The organism is Caldicellulosiruptoraceae bacterium PP1 (assembly GCA_041320695.1).
GTDB lineage: Bacteria > Bacillota > Thermoanaerobacteria > Caldicellulosiruptorales > Caldicellulosiruptoraceae > JBGGOQ01.
The window spans coordinates 286,412-304,484 of sequence record JBGGOQ010000002.1; the positions used below are offsets into that span (position 1 = coordinate 286,412).

An 18,073-nucleotide genomic window follows, 5' to 3' on the forward strand; every position below is an offset into this window, starting at 1 on the left:
AGCCTTCGGTAACCACCGAAGGCTTTATTTTATGCTTTCACAAGGTTTTGAGCTTTTTTATCTGTTTCTTCAAACAAAATTGAAATTACTTGATTTACATTACCAGCACCTATTGTGACAATTATATCATTTTGTTTTAATTCATCTAATAAAAAGTTCGCGATATCTTCAAATTTGGATATAAAAACACAGTCTACATTTATATCTTTCAATTTTCCAAGTAGATCTACTGAAGAAATATTATAAATATTTTTTTCTCTTGCGGCATAAACATCAGTTAATATAACTACATCTGCTAACTTTAGTGAGTTAGCGAAATCAAGCAATAGATTTTTAAGTCTGGTATAAGTATGCGGTTGAAAAACAGCAATAAGTCTACCTTTACAAATCTCTTTTAATGTTTTTAATGTTGTAATAATCTCAGTTGGATGATGAGCGTAATCATCATAAATTATGGCACCATTAACAGTTCCTTTAAATTCTATTCGCCTTTTTGCACCATTAAATTCATATAATGAATATGCTATTATTTTGGCATCAATACCTAATAAGTAACATACAGCAAACGCAGCTAATGCATTTGAGACATTATGAATACCTGGAATACTTAATTCGACATGAGCTAAAAATAAACCATTGTGGTAAATATCAAAGGTATAGCCTTTAAGTCCTACTGATAGATTATCAGCATAAAAGTCAGCGTATTTGCTATTAGTTGAATATGAGAATACTTTGCATGTAACATTATCTAAAGAATCAATAGTATTTTTATCATCAGCATTAACAACTAAAAATCCATCATGTGGAAGTAATCTGGCAAAACTATTGAAGGATTTTTTAATATGTTCAATATCCTTAAAGTAATCTAAATGGTCATTGTCGATATTCAAAATAACTCCTATTGTTGGCTTAAATTTCAAGAAACTATCGACATATTCGCATGCTTCAGCTACAAGATATTTATTCGAACCAATAAGGTAATTACCTCCTAATTGTTCAACATCAGCTCCTACTAAAATAGTAGGTAGTAAATTAGCTTTTTTCAAAATAAAACCAATCATAGATGTAGTAGTAGTTTTGCCATGCGTTCCAGCAATATTTATTACATTTCTGAAACTAGTCATAAGTTTTCCTAAAAATTCTGCTCTTTCATATATCTTAAGACCTAAGCTTTTAGCCTTGATTAGTTCAGGATTATCGTCTTTTATTGCAGCAGTATAAATTACAATCTCATCACCAGATATGTTTTCTTCTTTATGACCAATATATACATTAACACCTTTATCTAATAATTTATTTATTGTTTCACTTTGTTTTATATCAGAACCAGAAACTTTATGACCTTGATTTTTAAGTATTAACGCTATTGCACTCATCGAAACTCCGCCTATACCTATTAAAAAGTAATGATTCATAAAAATATTATCCTCCTCATGAAGTTTTACACTTATTATTATACTTCTATTTTAAATATTTGTTAAAAAAATTATAGTTAAACCGAACAAAATATTTTTTTTTGTTTTATTTATTCGGATTTATGCTATAATAAATAGGATGAAATTTTTTGAAATAAATCAATATTTTATTGAGGAGGCAAAAGTTGAATTGTTATGGATAAAATAGGAAAAAGTGAACGCATTGCTTTTTTATCAAGTATTTTAACACAAAACCCTTTTAAAATATATAATTTTAATTTTTTCTGTGACAGACTTGGATGTGCAAAATCTACATTAAGTGAGGATATAGATTTTTTATCTAAAGTTTTCTTAGATTTAAACTTGGGGAAGATTGTGACAATAAGTGGTGCTGCAGGAGGAGTATATTTTGTACCAGATATTAGCAGTAATGAAGTTAAGGCTTTTTTAAATGAGTTATGTAATATGTTATCAAATCCTGAAAGAATAGTTCCAGGTGGTTTCATTTATATAAATGACATAGTGTATAATCCAGAAATTCTTAAGAAAGCAGCAAAAGTTTTTTTAAAGCTTTTTGCAGATTTTGAGATAGATTATATTGCCACGGTTGAAGCAAAAGGTATTGCTTTAGCATCTTCTGTATCATCAATAATGAATAAGCCATTAGTTGTTGCGAGGAGTGGTAGCAAACTTACAGAAGGTTCGACTGTAAATATTTATTATGTATCAGGAACAACAGGCAAAATTGAAACAATGACAATTGCCAAAAGAGCTGTAAAAAAAGCTTCAAAAGTATTATTTATTGATGATTTTATGCGTGGTGGCGGAACTGTTAAAGGCATGAAAGACCTAATGAATGAATTTGAATCTGAACTAATTGGTGTTGGTGTTTTAATTTCTACAGGAAAAACAAAAGAAAAAAATATAGATAATTGTAAACCTCTTTTATTACTTGATCAATTTGATGTTGAAAATAAGATATTAAGTTTTAAAGTAAATAATGAAATATTGGGAAATTAAAAGATATATTTGTCGAAACCTCTAAAATTATGCATTATATATAAATACAATGAATAAATTTGTTAAAATTGTCAAAGGAAATATTAGAAAAATGTTGAATAATAAAAAATAAAAATACAGAATTTAGCATGGAGGATGAACATATGCAAGTGACTGATGTTAGAATAAGAAGGCTTTCTAATGATGGTAAAATGAGAGCAGTGGTATCTGTAACCTTTGACAATTGTTTTGTTGTGCACGATATCAAGGTAATTGAGGGGCAAAATGGTCTATTTATTGCTATGCCAAGTAGAAAGACACCAGAAGGGGAATTTAAAGATATTGCTCATCCTATTAATCAAGAAACAAGAGAAATTGTTCAAAAAGCTGTTTTAGAAAAATACGAAGCTGTTCTTAGCACTGGTGAATAAAGAATAATAAAGGTTTCTATGTAACTTCATAGAAACCTTTTAGTTTTTTATTGTATTAGTATATAGTTCATTCCAGGTTGTACATTGTATATTTCCCTTTTTAATTCTTTATTTTCTTTATATATAATAAAGGTAAAATCTTTAACTTGTACGTTATTATGATTATCTACAATAAATAGATTTTTATTATATGGGTATATATAAATATTTTTTAATAATTCTTGATAATCTCCAAATTCTCTGACAGTCGGTATCCAAACCAGTCCTTTATTTCTATATTCAGCTAACATAGATAACATATTATCAAATTCTTTTGTAAGGTAAACATTTTTATTTTTACCAAAAAAGAATTTGTTTTTCTGCATTGGATGAGTAAAATAATCATGCAATATACTTATTCCATTTTCATCAATCAGTTTTTCTAAACTCTGTTGTGTTACTTCCTTTATTAAATTTCTAGGTCTATAGCTATCCCATTGATATAAAGAATCACCTTCACCAAAATTATAGTTTTTAAAGATAATCTGAGGATGATAAGAATAATTATTGGGTTGCAACATATTTAATGAATCTAAATGCTCATCATTATATGACCAACAATATTTATAACCATATTTCAAAAATATATTAAAAGAATAATTTGTAGAAGATTTTATACTTCCTTCACTTTTTAGATCGGCACATCTTGTTCCATCTGCTATACTATGATCTATCCAATCATTAATATTTAGATATTTTGTTCCTGCAAGTGCTTTTTCAATTAACTCTTTTGTATTTTCTTTAGACACAGGTGATGCAGTATGCAAAACAACTTCGATATTATTCTTACTCATTTCTTCAATAATTTTTCTGTATTCTGGATTATCAAACCCATCAATACCTTTTACCGACTTATAAAAGAATCCCCATGTAGCTGGAATTTTGTAACCTATAAACCCTTTTTTCTTATAAAATGGGCTTTTTGTATCGGTGGTTCCAAACATCATTGCTTTTAATATTGAAGTCATATTTGAATCGGAATGATTAGTAATTAATAGTGCAGCTTTATATTTATTTGGTGCAAATGATTTTGTAACAAATACACTAAAATTAGGTGGAGTAATAGTAAATCTATTTTTTACTATTGCACCTTTTTTATATAGTTGGGTTAACGTGTAAATATGTTCTCTATTTCTACCAATGACAAAATATTTAACATCATCAGGATGAACTAAATAAAATTTCAATTTGGCTGTATTTTGCTGATTATAAACTTCATATGATTCGTAATTATCTGTATATCCAACTGATAAATCACTTGAACCAAAATAAAATGGAGTGAGACTGTCAATAACGTATGATGGCTGATTTATTTTATATATTTTAGAATCTCTGTTCATAATGTATTTTGGCTTAGAGTAGATGTCTAAAGAGGTATATTGCTTATATATTTGAGTATCTTTTGTAAAAATATTTTCTTCTTCAACAGTTATTATATTATTTATTGGTGATAATTTTGTTGTTCTTTTTACAATTTCATTACCATTCGAAAATTCTTGAAAGACTGTATCAAACTCTTCTTTTAAATCTACTAGTTTAAATTGTTGTTTAGAATAGCTAATTGGTAAAACAACAAAATCAGAAAAACTTGCAGATAACAAATCTGAACTTGTTTTGAGAATTTGTATTTGCAAAAATTGCACATTTGTAGGCATTGTAATATATGTCTGGAATAATGACCAAGTATTTTGTTTATGGATATTAAATATCTCCCTAGATATTCCCAAAATCCTTTTTTGGTTATCAAAAAAATTAACAATAATTGTGTCAGATTCTGCTTGAGGTATTCCTTTTGAATTCTTTTGAGTTTGTATATTATATTTAAAATTAATTTTTATAGTATCATTATTGTCTTTTATTTTAATAAGTGGTGATGAAAGTTTATAATACGTTTTGTCTGATTTGAACTTTAAATTTAATACTTGGCTTGAACTATTCCTATTGATTTCAATATCACTTGGATCACTTACTTCTATATTCCAATTAAATAGATTATTTGTAAAAAAAGGTATTGATATTTTATCTTCAACCTTTTCTATCCCTAAGTCATTAATAACTGGGGGATTAATAACTCCAACTAAGTTCTTTGAAGAATAGATGTTTATTTTATCATTTGAAACTTTTAACTCAAATGATGAAGATTCAAATTCATTATCTAAAGAAGAAAAAGCAGTTAACGAATTTGAAAGCAATAATATAATAAATAGTATACTTACGAATATTTTTCTCATGTTTTTTACCCCCTTTATTAAAAGTATTAGCGAGGCTATTTTGCCTCGCTTGTTTCTTTAATCTTTATTATATCCGAAACAAATACAAATTCAATTCCTTCTTTTTTCATTTCATCAATCATTTCAGAGACTGCAGTAATTGTTGTAATACCACCTTCTGGTCCTAAATGGCCTATTCCAACTGCGTACCCTTTTTTCTTTGCTGTATTTTTCAGTAAATTTAGCTGTGATTTTATTGATAATACCTCATTTTTGTTATCTAAAAAGATGTCTCTTCCTATATAGCTAACTTTATGTTCTTTGCATATTGGTTCAAATAATGATTTTGGAGTAGTTTTGCTATCTAAAACAAACAACAAAGAATCCTTAGCAAGAGTCACTAACTTATTCACAATTCTTTTATTTTTGCATAAAAGCGAGCCCATATGATTATTAAAACCTTTTGCATAAGGAATATTAACAAGTGCATCTTTAAATGTTTTCTCAATTTCATCATCAGGTGTTTTATCCATTATACTTCTTGGAGCGAGCCAAGAAGCATCTCCTGTTTCAGGCTCCATAGAAAAATGTATTAAAACTTCTTTGTTGGAATTATGGCACATAAGGGCAATTTTATTTGAAAATGGCAAGAAAGGTATTATGGCAACATCAAAAGGTATTTTTAGATCAAGAAGTTTTTTTACCTCATTTTCATCCATACCCGCATCATCAAATACCAATGCAACATAGTATTTGTTTCTAACCGTTTGTTTTACTGAGGTTTCAACCGAACTTGCAGGATTATAAAAAAAATATACAAACAGTAAAACTAAAATACAAAAAAGAGCTAATGCAGGTATAAAAAACCTTGCTATTTGTGCTTTTTTTATTACCACAAGAAATGTTTTTTTCAAGGTATTACCTCAATAAAATTACTCTAATAAAAAGATATTTATTTTAATTGAAATATATTCAAGAAGTATATTTATTTAAGATTTTTATAAAGTTCTATATATTTATCAATATTATCAATATTGTTATTCTTATATCTTACAAGCGAATAATCATTACCTAAATCTTTTAGAATTTTATCATAAATCAATTCACCTTTAATTATTTGATTAATCATTTCATTAGGTGTGTTAGACAACTTAAAGTTATGATTCCCATTAACCCAGTAAAATTCAATAATTCGTTTGAAAATAAACCTTAGTTTTGTATTGTTATCTTTTAATTTGTTTATATCTCTAATATCATTTATTTTTCTTTTATTTCTCTTTCTTCTTTTTTTGGGAGATAAGAATATAAAACTTTTTGTATCAGTATAGTTTTGCCCATGATCATATATTGTTATATTATTAGAAAATGAAGATAAATACTGAAGTATTCTTTCATATAATGATAGCAATATACCTTTTAGTGAAGTTATAAACTTATATAATAAAAACGACATTACCAAAATTCCAATAATATAACCTAAAATGTCAAGTATTAAGGCAAGAAGACTTTTTTTGTATGATTTATCAATGATTAATGTATTTTTTGCAGCCTCTAAATGTTTATCGCTGTTATTGTGTGCAAAAAGAGAAGATATAAACAATATTATTTTTTTTATAATATTTAAAGTAAATATAAACACTTGATATATGAAATTTGCAATATATGGTGCAAGGTATCTAAACTTAAACAGTAAAAGAACAGCTACTAAAAATGCAATATCAATAATAATGTTTATATAAGTGATATTATTTGAAACTGAATTTAGCCTTCTGTATTTTTTATTAGCGATTGTATCAAGATGAATTTTATTTGAAACAAAAATGGTAATAATAATAAATAAAAGAGAAAATATGGTGTACTGTTCATATATATTTTTTGGAACTTTTACTAGCCATGATAGGATACTAAAGAATACCATAAAAATTAATCCAGAAAATATTAGGTTAAAGTTTATGTCATATTCTTCTGATTCAAGTTTAAGGTAAGAAAAAATATATATACCTAAAGCTAATAACTGGGAAAGAACCATTTCAGCAACACCAAGAGGTTTAAATACAAATAGCGAAAATGCCTGTGGTATTATTATTATAAATATAATATTTAATATCTTTTCCAAAAAACCAGATATCCTATTTTTTATCATCTGTGGAATTAAAATAATAAAGAAATTAAGCACAACAAATGGAATAAAGTATTTTGTTACATCAATAGATATAATATAATAACTAAAGAAAATAAAAAGAGGATATATTAAAGCAGTTACAGAACAAAGCATTAAATACTTTATTATAAATTGATTTAGCTTTATTGTCATTGATTTTTCTTCCATGTAAAATTTCACCATCACTTTGAATTGTTATTTTTATTATACTATTATTTGATTGCAAAAAAAATATAAACATATAATTATGAATTATGCACAAACATTTTACTAAAATATTATAAATATTTGATGAGGAAAAAATGAACGAAATGATATATATATATAATGTAATGGAAAGGCTAATAAATTATGTAAAGGATTCAGATGATATACCAGTAGCGGCAGCAGTTCTGAAAGATAAAAAAGTTATAACAATTCAGAAAAACAGCAGTGAAAATAGTATATACCATGCTGAAATTTTAGCTATTATTGAGGCAGCAAGAATACTGAATTTAAAAGACCTCCGTGGTTGCGAGATGGTAGTAACCTTAGAGCCATGTCCTATGTGCATGTCTGCAATTATTTTAAGCAAGATAGAAAGGCTATATTTTGGATGCCGGGACTTTAAAATTGGGGCTGCAGAATCTATTTTTAAGCTACCTTATGATAAGAGCTTTAACCATAAGGTGGAAGTAATAGGAGGGATAATGGAATATGAATGCTGCCAAATTATAAAAAACTTTTTTAAAAAGAAGAGATAGTCTTGTTTTTATGTTGTGGTTGAGGGTATAAAATAATTATAAAGGATTTATGAGGTCTATTGAAATTTTAAGAAAGAGAGAATGATAATAAATGAGCCATAAGTTCCTCACGATTAACCTTACAAGTGACCTTCACAATTTGCCGGTAGCCGAACAGGAAATAATGACTTTTTTAAAGAGAGAGATTAAACTTTCAGAAGAACAACTTTTAGATTATAAGTTGATAATAAACGAACTTATTATAAACGCAATAATTCATGGTAATAAAAAAGACCCCCAAAAACATGTTAAGGTTAAAGTTGGAGTTCACTATAGTAAGCTAAGTTATATTATAGTTGAGGATGAAGGTAATGGTTTTGAAATAGAGTCTGTTTATAAAGATTACACACCTATTGAGTATGAAGATAGAATAGAAAATATATTTGAAAACGGTAGAGGCCTTATGATTGTAAACTCTTTATGTGAGACTGTAAAGCAAAATAGAAAAGGGAATAAGATAGTAGCTCTAAAAGCCCTATCTCATGTATAAATAGGAGGTTAAATATTTGAACATAAAAAGGATAATAGCATTTATTTTATCTATTTTCTTTTTATTTGCCTTTACTGGATGTATGAATAAAACATCTTCAACTTATTCTCCAATAGGTATTATTCGAATTGATGGACAAATAGTAGGAGGAGAAAGCTCAGTAAGTCTTTTTGGTTCTTCTGCTGTTGGTTCAGAAACTATAATGAAACAACTCAGAGAAGCACAAAAAGACTCTACAAAAGTTATTATTTTAAGAATTAATAGTCCTGGAGGTTCATCACCGGCTAGTGAAGAAATTTATGAAGAGGTAGTAAAGCTTAAGAAAGCAGGTAAGAAGGTTATTGTTTCAATGGGTGACGTTGCAGCATCAGGAGGTTATATGATTGCTTGTGCTGGAGATTACATATACGCACTTCCATCAACAATGACTGGTAGTATTGGTTCTATTATAGAATGGAATGATTATTCAGACCTTTACGATAAATATGGTATTAATAATCACACAATAAAAAGCGGTAAATACAAAGATATTGGATCACCATCAAGAAAGCCTACACAAGATGAAATAAAACTACTACAAGATACAGTTAATGAAACATATGAATACTTTGTGGATATTGTATCAAAAGAGCGTAAAATACCAAAAAGCCAGTTAAAAAAGATTGCTGACGGAAGAATTATAACAGGTAAAAAAGCAGTTGAATACAAATTGGTTGATGAAATTGGGAATCTTTATGATGCTATAGATAAAGCAAAAAGTATTCTTAATATATCTGGAAGTGTAAAAATTAAGGAATATACCACCAAGAAAACTTTGATTGAACAGATATTAGGAACATAATATGGATAATTTGGTAGCTTAAATTAGCTACCTTTTTATTTTTTGACTTTAATTTTTACAAACATTATAATTTAAGTAAATTGAATAAAAGGAGTAGATTTGAAAGTTGATTTTGACAAAGATTTTTAAGTTTGATGCTGCTCATAATCTAACAAAATATCATGGCAAATGTGAAAAATTGCATGGACACACATATAAACTGGTTATTTCAATTTCAGGTATACCTGATGAAGAGGGAATGGTAATGGACTTTGTTGAACTTAAAAAGCTTGTTAATGAAGAAGTTATAAAAGTTTTAGATCATTCCTATTTAAATGATATTATACCTAATCCAACAGCAGAAAATATAGCTATGTGGATATGGGACAAGCTATTTGATAAAATAAATAATAATGATAGAACACTATACCAAATTGAGGTATGGGAAACAGAAGATAGTGGTGTGTTATATAGAGGTGAAGCATATTGAAGGATATTCAATCTCAAAAAGATCAAAGAAACATTCCTTTGCAAAAAGTTGGTATAAAAGAACTTGTATGGCCAATTACTGTTATGGATAAGCAAAATAAGTATCAAAAAACAATCGCTAAGATATCAGTATCTGCTCAATTGTCAGAAGAATTAAGAGGAACTCATATGAGTAGATTTATTGAAGCTATTGATGAAATTGATATTGTAAATCCAAAGCAGATAGAAAGGCTTTTAGATAGAATAAAAGAAAAGCTAATTTCGAATGAAGCTCATATTTTTATTGAGTTTCCATATTTTATATATAAAACAACACCAGTGACTCAAACACCATCACCCCTTAAGGTTGACTGTTACTTTGATGCAGTAAAAAATGATAAATTTGATTTAAAGGTAGGAGTTGTTGTTCCTGTCCACACATTATGTCCTTGCTCTAAAGAGATATCTGAATACGGTGCTCATAATCAAAGGGCTTTTGTAACTATTGAAGTCAAAATGAAAAGATTTATGTGGATAGAAGAAATTGTTTCGATTGCAGAAGATTCAGCCAGCTGTCCTTTATATTCCATATTAAAAAGACCTGATGAAAAATGGGTGACAGAAAAGGCCTATACAAATCCAAGATTTGTAGAAGATGTAACACGAGAGGTGGTTTTAAGGCTTAAAGGTCATCCTAAAATAAGTTATTATAAAGTGTCTGTTGAAAGTATTGAAAGCATCCATAACCATAATGCATTTGCTTATTGTGAAGGAGAAAATGAGTAAAAAAGGGGGGAATGGTGATAATTCACCGAATTTATGAAAAAATATAAGATAAATTACAAAAGATTTTATATAAGTGTTGGTATTCTTTTAATTTTACTCATTTTAATTACTGCATTATTTAAAACATTGTTTACCCCAAAGGTTATTTCTCAGGATGATTATCTTTCATATATTGAAAAGGTTTTTAGGGTGAAAAAAGAAAATATTTCTAATCTAAAGATAGCAATTAATTTATTGCCTGATCAAAGCTATTTATATAAGTATAACTTTGATATAAATGATACATATTACGAGGTATATCTTAAAGAAAACAAGCAGATTGTTTATTTTAATAAAACAGCTCAGGCAAATAAATTATCAAGATTCACAGTAAGGGATGCTAAAAGGGAAGGGTTTAGGTGGTTATATAAGTTGGCCCCATACACTAAAGGCAATGTAGACATTTATGTTGAAGAAACTAATAATAATATAAAATGCAATTTTGTTAGAATAGAGTCTGATAAAAAGGTTTTAGACAATTGGGCTCATGTTATATTTAATAAAGATAATGGTGATTTAATTAATTTTGAGATAAATTGGTTTAAGTATGTTACATTTAATGATGGAGTGAAGAAGGGAAATGAAAGAGATATTCTTCTGAATAACATAAGCATTTTTCCAGTGATAGATACTGATTCTGAAATAAAGCTAACAACGCTTAATAATATTTTGGGTTATCCTAATATATATTATGAATATACTTCTAAACAAGTATTCCCAAAGGTAAAGCAGAATAAGGAGATAAATCTTTCAACATATAACAGCTATATTAAATATGCACAAGCAAAGAGTTCATTAAAAGGTGTAGAATTGAAAATTGAAAAGATTTTAAATCTTTTATCAAACAAACATAATCAAATATATTATTCAAAAAACAAACTTAAATTTGCCTCTTCTTGGTATAAATATGAAGATAATTCAAACAATAATCAAATAAAAATTGAACTTGATGGATATGGAAATATTTTAAGTATTGATGCAAAACTAAAAAAAACAGTTGGAATTACTGATAAAATAAATGATATAAGAACACTTAATGATAAAGCAGAGCAAGTTTTTAAAGTAATAACAGGTAAATATATTGATGGCCGAAATTATAGAACAACACAAGATACAACTCACGAGGTTTTATATAAATTATCTATTGGGAATATTGATATTTTAAATGGTAAAATGAATATAGTATTTGATAAAAAAAGTGGTATAGTTTTAATAATGCAATATAATTTAGGGTTTAAGCCTGAATTTTTGAGAAAGATTGAAAAAATTGAAAATGTTAATAAGTATATAGATATGATAAAAGCTCAAGGCTTTGAGGAAAAATATAAGATAGCAAAAGATTATGGAAAGGTATATTTATATGAGCAAAATATTGATGCGAACCTGGTCTTAACGCCCAAGTTTAATCTTAACTATATGCTTAATATTAATTAGAACTAAAGAAAGGAATGACGAGAATGGATATACTTATAAAGAATGCCAAGATATATACTATGGATGATATGGGTATAATTGAAAATGGAGACATATACATTGAAGATGGTAAGATAGTTGAAGTTGGAGAGATTAAAAATACACAAGCACAATATATAATTGATGCAAAAGGTAAAATGGTATTTCCAGGGTTTATAGATGCTCATTCTCATCTTGGAATGTGGGAAGATTCTATAGGTTTTGAGGGAGCTGACGGAAATGAAGATACAGACCCTGTTACTCCTCATCTAAGAGCAATTGATGGTATAAACCCATTTGATAGGGCATTTAAGGAGGCATTAGAGGCTGGTGTAACATGCTCTGCTACTGGTCCTGGAAGTGCAAATGTTATTGGTGGGCAATTTGCTGTTATAAAAACATTTGGCAAGAGAATTGATAAAATGGTTGTAAAAAGTCCAGCAGCAATGAAGATAGCTTTTGGCGAGAACCCAAAAAGCGTATATCATGAAAAGCATCAAGCTCCTTCTACAAGAATGGCAACAGCAGCTATTTTGCGTGATGCATTATACAAAGCTAAAGAATACTTAGAGAAAATTGAAGAAGCTGAAAAAGATGAAGATACTCAACCACCAGATTTTGATATAAAAAATCAAAGCCTTATTCCTGTTTTAAAAAGAGAAATACCACTTAAAGCTCATGCACATAGAAGTGATGATATATTTACTGCAATTAGAATTGCTAAGGAATTTAATTTGGATCTTACATTAGACCATGTTACTGAAGGCCATCTTATTGTTGATGAACTAAAAGAAGAAGGCTATCCATGTATTGTAGGACCTAATCTTACTGATAGATCAAAGATAGAACTTAAAAATCTTGACTTTAAAAATCCTGGTATATTATCACAAAACGGATTATTGGTTGCAATAATGACAGATCATCCTGTAATACCACTAAAGTACTTGCCATTATGTGCTGCATTGGCTGTAAAAAGTGGTATGGATGAATATGAAGCATTAAAGGCAATAACAATAAATCCAGCAAAAATTCTAAAGGTAGCTGATAGAGTTGGAAGTATCAAAGTTGGGAAAGACGCAGATATTGTGATAATGGATGGACATCCCTTTGATCTATTTTCAAATGTAGAATATGTTATTATTGATGGGCAAATTGCTTTTAAAAAAGAGGGATAAAATATGAAAATTGTTTCAAATTCGTATGAAAGAACTATTGAAATTGGTAACATTATAGGGCAAAATCTAAAAAGAGGGTCAATAGTGTGCTTAGATGGTGAACTAGGTGCTGGCAAAACAGCTTTGACACTTGGAATTTCAAAAGCTTTTGGTGTAGATGATGTATCTAGCCCTACTTTTACTATTTTTCATATATATTATGGTAATTCACTACCAATATTCCATTTTGATGTTTACAGAATTGAAGAGAATGAATTAGAGGATATTGGATATGAAGAGTTTTTCTACGATGATGGTATTACTATAATAGAATGGGCAGATAAATTAAAAAGGCTATATCCAAGAGAGTGCCTTAAAATATATATAAATATATTGGAAAATAATGATAGAGAGATAGAGATAATACCTATTGGAAACAAATATATGCATTTTAAGGACGTGATTTTTTAATGCTTATTCTTGGAATTGAGACATCTGGAAAAGTAGCTTCTGTTGCTGTATCAGATAATCTTAAGATTATTTCAGAAGTTACACTTAATACAAAGCTTGTTCATTCAGTTATGCTTATGGATTTGATAGATACATCTTTAAAAAATCCAGGGTTATCAATAGATGATATAGATATTTTTGCATGTTCAATAGGTCCTGGATCTTTCACAGGTCTTAGAATAGGGGTTTCTACTATAAAAGCATTCTCATATGCTAAAGATAAAAAGTGCATTGGTGTAAATTCATTAGAAGCATTATGCTATAATGCTTTTGGTACAAATAAATATATAATACCAGTAATTGATGCAAAATCTAATATGCTTTTTTCTGCTGTGTATAGATTTGAAGATGATGCACTAAAAACATATGAAAATGTTGGTATATACAGTATTGAGGAGATAAATAAGTTTACTGAAAAATATAAAGACTATGTTCTTATTGGTGAGGGTATTGATGTTTACATGTTCGAAAATCTTAATAAAGTTCCCGAATTTATAAGATATCAAAAAGCCTCAAATGTATGTATTAAAGCCTTTGAACTATATAATGAAGGGAAGTCAATTTCTCATTTTGATTTAAATCCATTGTATCTTAAAAAATCATATGCAGAAAAGGAGAAAAGCATTTGATTAGAAGAATGACCCATAATGATATAGATGAAGTTTATGAAATTGAAGTCTTATCTTTTTCAGAACCATGGAGCAAGACTCTTTTTGAGGATGAACTCGAAAATGAGCTTGCTCATTACTTTGTTTATGAAGAATCTGGTAAAGTGATAGGCTATGTTGGAATGTATCATATTCTAAACGAAGGACACATAACAAACATAGCCGTGAATCCAGATTTTAGAGGCAAGGGTATTGGTAAAGAACTGCTTTTGCATATTTTAAAGTATGCGAAAGAGAATGATATTGTTGCACTAACTCTCGAGGTAAGAAAAAGTAATATTGTAGCTCAAAATCTATATAAAAGTTTTGGCTTTAAGGAGGCTGGTATCAGAAAAAACTACTACAAAAACCCAACCGAAGATGCTGTAATTATGTGGCTTTATTTAGGCTAAGAAACTTTTGATTGAGTATTTACAACAGAAGAGGGATCTATAGCTAATGAATCTGTATATTCAACTATTTCAATCTCACAATTTGGCCCAATTTCTATATTCCTGCCACGTACAATCTTACAGGTGGTATTTTCAAGATGAATAACATCACCTTCTATGCTGTTTACATCAAGCCTTGAATCAAAAGACCTGATTAAATTTGATAATAATGGAATTTTTACACCCTTTACATATATACTTGTGCATCCGATTTCTCTAACAGAACATTTTCTGAAAACCTTTATTGAAATATTCTCAGCATTGAGGAGCCCATCTATGTTAAAGCTGCCTTTGACCTCAAAGTTATCAGCACTGAAATCACCCTTTGTGCTAACAAAGCCATTAATTTCAACATTATTAGCATCAACATTACCAAGTATATTAAGTGTACCATTGATTTCAAAATTATCAGTATTTAGATCATTTGATATAGAGCATGTGCCATTTACCTCAATACTATCTGTTTTTACAAAGCCGTTAAAGTTAGCAGTTCCATTTATTTCAATACTTTGAGCATGAACATCACCTTGATGATTAATAACTCCATTACATTCTAATGTAGTACAGTTAATATTTCCGTTTCCATTTCCAGCGCCGTTAATCTCTACATTGCTATAATTTCCTCCTGCAATTTGGCCAGCACCATTAATAACTACGTTATATCTTTCATTTTCACTCATAAAAAATCTCCCTTTCTATATTTTTTTCAGTTTTAATTCTTCAATACACTTTTCAATATCAATAGAAGCAATAATCTTAGCCTCTTTATCAAACAATGTATTTTCACAACCAAGGACAATAAATGATATACCAAATTTTCTCACAATACTTAAAATTTTGTATGTTCCAACAAAATTTTCATCAGAACTAGGATTTAATGTGTCAATTATAAGCTTTGCTTCTTCTAATGTGATTTCACTGTTAATAAGTAAACTGTCAATAATATAAGAGCATATAATCTCAGTGAACGATAATAATTGCTTTTCACCCCAGAACATCTTCAGAAAATTAAATGTTCTTGACGAAACAATGTTATGGGTTATTAAACTGTCTAGAGTAAGCTCTCTTATAACTATATTTTCAGAGAATACATCAGCTAATTGGTCAAGGGACAGGTCATCTTTCATATTTTTGATTTTATTTATCCTGTCTATTATCTTATCTTTTGGGAAAAATGTTTCTTGTCCTGTAAATGTAGATTTTCTAATAAACCATTCCTCAGGAATAAGCTTTTTCCTTTTCCAACGATAAAGCTGTCCATATGATATCTTTGTTATCTCTAATAGTTCCTTTTTTGAAATAAGTTCTTCGTTCATTTTTGCCACCTCAATATTATTGTAACATAACAATGTTACACTGTAAACAATAATTCTATAAATTTTGGAATATAAGTATGTGTTTTATAACTACTAAACTGTATTGAAGTAAAATAATATTAACAGCAATTATCAAATATTTATATTTTGAGATATATATAAAAATAAGACTTAAACACATCATTACAAAAAATACCTTGAATATTAAAAAATATAAAGGATTTTTGACTATGAGAAATCTCATTATAGGATTTGCTTCGTATATAAAAGAGTATTTTATACCAATATAGGTAAAAATAGCATCAATGAAATTTAATAAATAAAGAGAAAGGATTAATAAAAAATATTTAATTTTTTGAATACTCAAAAATAATCACCTCATTAATATAATTGCAAAAATAATGAAATATAAACTATTTAAAACAATATTGAATAAAATAAATATGTATTGATAAATTAGTAATTACTTTCAAAATTATAATTGTTATAAAGCCTTTTAAGTTATATAATATTTTAGTAAGTTTAAAGAAGGAAGGGGGCATATAATGAAAAGATTGTTTGGCACTGATGGCGTTAGAGGAATTGCAAACCAAGAGCTTACTTGTGAGCTTGCGTTTAACCTTGGGCGTGCAGGTGCATATGTTTTAACAAAGGTACACAAGAAACCAAAGATAATAATAGGGAAGGACACAAGGCTTTCTTGTGATATGCTTGAGTCTTCATTAGCAGCAGGGTTATCTTCTGTTGGTGCAGATGTTTATCTTGTTGGGGTAACAACAACACCGGCTATTGCATATCTAACTCGTGAAAAAGGATTTGATGCTGGGGTTATGATTTCAGCGTCACATAATCCTTATGAATTTAATGGAATTAAGTTTTTTAACTCTGATGGATTTAAACTTTCAGATGCTACAGAAATGGAGATTGAGGATATTATACTAAATAATAGGTTTGATGTTATCCCAAAACCAGAGAATAATATGATTGGTAAAATTCAAACAATCGATTTGAAAGAGGATTATAAGAGATTTTTAAAGTCGACTGTTGATGGACTTAATTTAGTTGGGACAAAGATAGTTCTTGATTGCGCAAATGGTGCTTCGTATAAGATTGCACCTGAAATTTTTAGAGAGCTTGGTGCTGATGTTGTTGTTCTTTCTGATAATCCAAATGGTATAAATATTAACAAAAACTGTGGGTCTACACATTTGGAACATCTTCAGGAAGAAGTCTTAAAACATCAAGCTGATTTTGGTATTGCCTTTGACGGTGATGCTGATAGATGCTTGGCTGTTGATGAAAATGGTGAGGTTGTTGATGGCGACAAAATAATGCTTTTGATTGCAAACAATCTCAAAAAACAAGGGAAATTATCAAGTGATACATTGGTTGTTACAGTTATGAGTAACTTAGGACTTTTTGTTGCAGCAAAAGAACTTGATATAAACCTTGAAGTAACTAAAGTAGGAGATAGATATGTTTTAGAGAAGATGCTTGATGGTAATTTTGTTGTTGGTGGAGAGCAATCAGGGCATATTATCCTATTAAGTCACACAACAACTGGAGATGGTATTTTAACATCACTACATCTTGCTAAATTAATAAAAGAAAGTGGCCAAAAGTTATCCGAACTCTCAAAAATCATGAAAGTATTTCCTCAAGTTCTCAAAAATGCAAAAGTATCAAATGAGAGAAAGAATGACTATATAAATGATATTAAAATAAAGAATTTTATTTCTGACCTTGAAAATAAATACAGCGGGAAAGGTAGAGTTTTAATAAGACCATCTGGTACAGAGCCACTTGTAAGAGTAATGATTGAGGGAGAAAACCTTGAAGAAATAACAAATGATGCTTCAAATCTTGCATTGCTAATAGAAGAAAGACTATCATAAAGTCTTT

The 18,073-nt window shown here is 28.5% G+C and carries 20 protein-coding genes; 13 read left to right on the forward strand and 7 right to left on the reverse strand.

Features of this window, described 5'->3' with window-relative positions; all coding sequences use genetic code 11:
• Positions 1–29 precede the first annotated feature (29 nt).
• Complete coding sequence (gene murC, locus ACAG39_04920; protein ID MEZ0536579.1) at positions 30–1,415, reverse strand: UDP-N-acetylmuramate--L-alanine ligase; 1,386 nt, start codon at positions 1,413–1,415, stop codon at positions 30–32.
• 195 nt (positions 1,416–1,610) lie between these two features.
• Between murC and purR the strand changes: the two genes are divergently transcribed.
• Together purR and spoVG are read left to right on the forward strand one after the other, a co-directional pair.
• Complete coding sequence (gene purR / locus ACAG39_04925; protein ID MEZ0536580.1) at positions 1,611–2,435, forward strand: pur operon repressor; 825 nt, start codon at positions 1,611–1,613, stop codon at positions 2,433–2,435.
• A gap of 143 nt (positions 2,436–2,578) precedes the next feature.
• Positions 2,579–2,845 (forward strand): septation regulator SpoVG, encoded by a 267-nt coding sequence (gene spoVG, locus ACAG39_04930; GenBank protein MEZ0536581.1) that lies wholly within the window; start codon positions 2,579–2,581, stop codon positions 2,843–2,845.
• Positions 2,846–2,892: 47 nt separating this feature from the next.
• Here spoVG and ACAG39_04935 read toward each other — a convergent pair whose 3' ends face one another.
• The 3 genes from ACAG39_04935 to ACAG39_04945 all read right to left on the reverse strand — a co-directional run bounded on the left by ACAG39_04935 (position 2,893) and on the right by ACAG39_04945 (position 7,423).
• Positions 2,893–5,115 (reverse strand): hypothetical protein, encoded by a 2,223-nt coding sequence (locus tag ACAG39_04935; protein ID MEZ0536582.1) that lies wholly within the window; start codon positions 5,113–5,115, stop codon positions 2,893–2,895.
• A 35-nt stretch (positions 5,116–5,150) separates the two neighbouring features.
• Positions 5,151–6,008 carry a divergent polysaccharide deacetylase family protein gene (locus ACAG39_04940; protein MEZ0536583.1) on the reverse strand — a complete coding sequence of 286 codons (858 nt, stop codon included), beginning with the start codon at positions 6,006–6,008 and terminating at the stop codon, positions 5,151–5,153.
• 71 nt (positions 6,009–6,079) lie between these two features.
• Positions 6,080–7,423: a hypothetical protein gene (locus ACAG39_04945; protein MEZ0536584.1), complete on the reverse strand. Its 1,344-nt coding sequence runs from the start codon at positions 7,421–7,423 to the stop codon at positions 6,080–6,082.
• A 134-nt stretch (positions 7,424–7,557) separates the two neighbouring features.
• On the opposite strand from ACAG39_04945, the gene ACAG39_04950 reads away from it, so the two are divergent.
• The 10 genes from ACAG39_04950 to rimI all read left to right on the forward strand — a co-directional run bounded on the left by ACAG39_04950 (position 7,558) and on the right by rimI (position 14,816).
• Positions 7,558–7,998, forward strand: a complete 441-nt coding sequence (locus ACAG39_04950; GenBank protein MEZ0536585.1) for a nucleoside deaminase — start codon at positions 7,558–7,560, stop codon at positions 7,996–7,998.
• A 91-nt stretch (positions 7,999–8,089) separates the two neighbouring features.
• Positions 8,090–8,527, forward strand: coding sequence for an ATP-binding protein (locus ACAG39_04955; GenBank protein ID MEZ0536586.1), 438 nt, complete (start codon positions 8,090–8,092; stop codon positions 8,525–8,527).
• Positions 8,528–8,543: 16 nt separating this feature from the next.
• A complete protein-coding gene (gene sppA, locus ACAG39_04960) occupies positions 8,544–9,368 on the forward strand; it encodes a signal peptide peptidase SppA (protein ID MEZ0536587.1) in 825 nt (274 codons plus the stop codon).
• A gap of 106 nt (positions 9,369–9,474) precedes the next feature.
• Complete coding sequence (gene queD, locus ACAG39_04965; GenBank protein ID MEZ0536588.1) at positions 9,475–9,837, forward strand: 6-carboxytetrahydropterin synthase QueD; 363 nt, start codon at positions 9,475–9,477, stop codon at positions 9,835–9,837.
• The gene (gene folE2, locus ACAG39_04970) at positions 9,834–10,601 is read left to right on the forward strand and encodes a GTP cyclohydrolase FolE2 (protein MEZ0536589.1); all 768 of its coding nucleotides are present in this window, start codon (positions 9,834–9,836) and stop codon (positions 10,599–10,601) included. Before queD ends, folE2 begins: the two co-directional genes overlap by 4 nt.
• 33 nt (positions 10,602–10,634) lie before the next feature.
• The gene (locus tag ACAG39_04975; protein ID MEZ0536590.1) at positions 10,635–12,074 is read left to right on the forward strand and encodes a hypothetical protein; all 1,440 of its coding nucleotides are present in this window, start codon (positions 10,635–10,637) and stop codon (positions 12,072–12,074) included.
• 23 nt (positions 12,075–12,097) lie between these two features.
• Positions 12,098–13,267 (forward strand): amidohydrolase, encoded by a 1,170-nt coding sequence (locus tag ACAG39_04980; protein ID MEZ0536591.1) that lies wholly within the window; start codon positions 12,098–12,100, stop codon positions 13,265–13,267.
• A gap of 3 nt (positions 13,268–13,270) precedes the next feature.
• The gene (gene tsaE, locus ACAG39_04985) at positions 13,271–13,717 is read left to right on the forward strand and encodes a tRNA (adenosine(37)-N6)-threonylcarbamoyltransferase complex ATPase subunit type 1 TsaE (protein ID MEZ0536592.1); all 447 of its coding nucleotides are present in this window, start codon (positions 13,271–13,273) and stop codon (positions 13,715–13,717) included.
• The gene (gene tsaB / locus ACAG39_04990; protein ID MEZ0536593.1) at positions 13,717–14,385 is read left to right on the forward strand and encodes a tRNA (adenosine(37)-N6)-threonylcarbamoyltransferase complex dimerization subunit type 1 TsaB; all 669 of its coding nucleotides are present in this window, start codon (positions 13,717–13,719) and stop codon (positions 14,383–14,385) included. The genes tsaE and tsaB overlap by 1 nt, the downstream gene beginning before the upstream one ends.
• An 8-nt stretch (positions 14,386–14,393) precedes the next feature.
• The gene (gene rimI, locus ACAG39_04995; protein ID MEZ0536594.1) at positions 14,394–14,816 is read left to right on the forward strand and encodes a ribosomal protein S18-alanine N-acetyltransferase; all 423 of its coding nucleotides are present in this window, start codon (positions 14,394–14,396) and stop codon (positions 14,814–14,816) included.
• Here the strand turns inward: rimI and ACAG39_05000 are convergent.
• From ACAG39_05000 to ACAG39_05010, 3 genes are read right to left on the reverse strand one after another with little or no spacing between them, the layout of a single operon-like run.
• Positions 14,813–15,535, reverse strand: a complete 723-nt coding sequence (locus ACAG39_05000) for a polymer-forming cytoskeletal protein (GenBank protein ID MEZ0536595.1) — start codon at positions 15,533–15,535, stop codon at positions 14,813–14,815. The genes rimI and ACAG39_05000 overlap by 4 nt on opposite strands.
• A gap of 15 nt (positions 15,536–15,550) precedes the next feature.
• Positions 15,551–16,171, reverse strand: a complete 621-nt coding sequence (locus tag ACAG39_05005) for a DUF4004 family protein (protein MEZ0536596.1) — start codon at positions 16,169–16,171, stop codon at positions 15,551–15,553.
• A gap of 55 nt (positions 16,172–16,226) precedes the next feature.
• A complete protein-coding gene (locus tag ACAG39_05010; GenBank protein ID MEZ0536597.1) occupies positions 16,227–16,538 on the reverse strand; it encodes a DUF5658 family protein in 312 nt (103 codons plus the stop codon).
• A 178-nt stretch (positions 16,539–16,716) separates the two neighbouring features.
• Here ACAG39_05010 and glmM point away from each other — a divergent pair, with 178 nt between their 5' ends.
• The gene (glmM, locus tag ACAG39_05015; protein ID MEZ0536598.1) at positions 16,717–18,066 is read left to right on the forward strand and encodes a phosphoglucosamine mutase; all 1,350 of its coding nucleotides are present in this window, start codon (positions 16,717–16,719) and stop codon (positions 18,064–18,066) included.
• The last annotated feature ends 7 nt before the right edge of the window (positions 18,067–18,073 follow it).

What these genes read in the sequence shown, in the direction of transcription:
- murC (MEZ0536579.1), bottom strand. Translation starts at nt 1,415, where the DNA reads ATGAATCATTACTTTTTAATAGGTATAGGCGGAGTTTCGATGAGTGCA.
- purR (MEZ0536580.1), top strand. Translation starts at nt 1,611, where the DNA reads ATGGATAAAATAGGAAAAAGTGAACGCATTGCTTTTTTATCAAGTATT.
- spoVG (MEZ0536581.1), top strand. Translation starts at nt 2,579, where the DNA reads ATGCAAGTGACTGATGTTAGAATAAGAAGGCTTTCTAATGATGGTAAA.
- ACAG39_04935 (MEZ0536582.1), bottom strand. Translation starts at nt 5,115, where the DNA reads ATGAGAAAAATATTCGTAAGTATACTATTTATTATATTATTGCTTTCA.
- ACAG39_04945 (MEZ0536584.1), bottom strand. Translation starts at nt 7,423, where the DNA reads ATGGAAGAAAAATCAATGACAATAAAGCTAAATCAATTTATAATAAAG.
- ACAG39_04950 (MEZ0536585.1), top strand. Translation starts at nt 7,558, where the DNA reads ATGAACGAAATGATATATATATATAATGTAATGGAAAGGCTAATAAAT.
- ACAG39_04955 (MEZ0536586.1), top strand. Translation starts at nt 8,090, where the DNA reads ATGAGCCATAAGTTCCTCACGATTAACCTTACAAGTGACCTTCACAAT.
- ACAG39_04975 (MEZ0536590.1), top strand. Translation starts at nt 10,635, where the DNA reads ATGAAAAAATATAAGATAAATTACAAAAGATTTTATATAAGTGTTGGT.
- ACAG39_04980 (MEZ0536591.1), top strand. Translation starts at nt 12,098, where the DNA reads ATGGATATACTTATAAAGAATGCCAAGATATATACTATGGATGATATG.
- tsaE (MEZ0536592.1), top strand. Translation starts at nt 13,271, where the DNA reads ATGAAAATTGTTTCAAATTCGTATGAAAGAACTATTGAAATTGGTAAC.
- tsaB (MEZ0536593.1), top strand. Translation starts at nt 13,717, where the DNA reads ATGCTTATTCTTGGAATTGAGACATCTGGAAAAGTAGCTTCTGTTGCT.
- rimI (MEZ0536594.1), top strand. Translation starts at nt 14,394, where the DNA reads ATGACCCATAATGATATAGATGAAGTTTATGAAATTGAAGTCTTATCT.
- ACAG39_05000 (MEZ0536595.1), bottom strand. Translation starts at nt 15,535, where the DNA reads ATGAGTGAAAATGAAAGATATAACGTAGTTATTAATGGTGCTGGCCAA.
- ACAG39_05005 (MEZ0536596.1), bottom strand. Translation starts at nt 16,171, where the DNA reads ATGAACGAAGAACTTATTTCAAAAAAGGAACTATTAGAGATAACAAAG.
- glmM (MEZ0536598.1), top strand. Translation starts at nt 16,717, where the DNA reads ATGAAAAGATTGTTTGGCACTGATGGCGTTAGAGGAATTGCAAACCAA.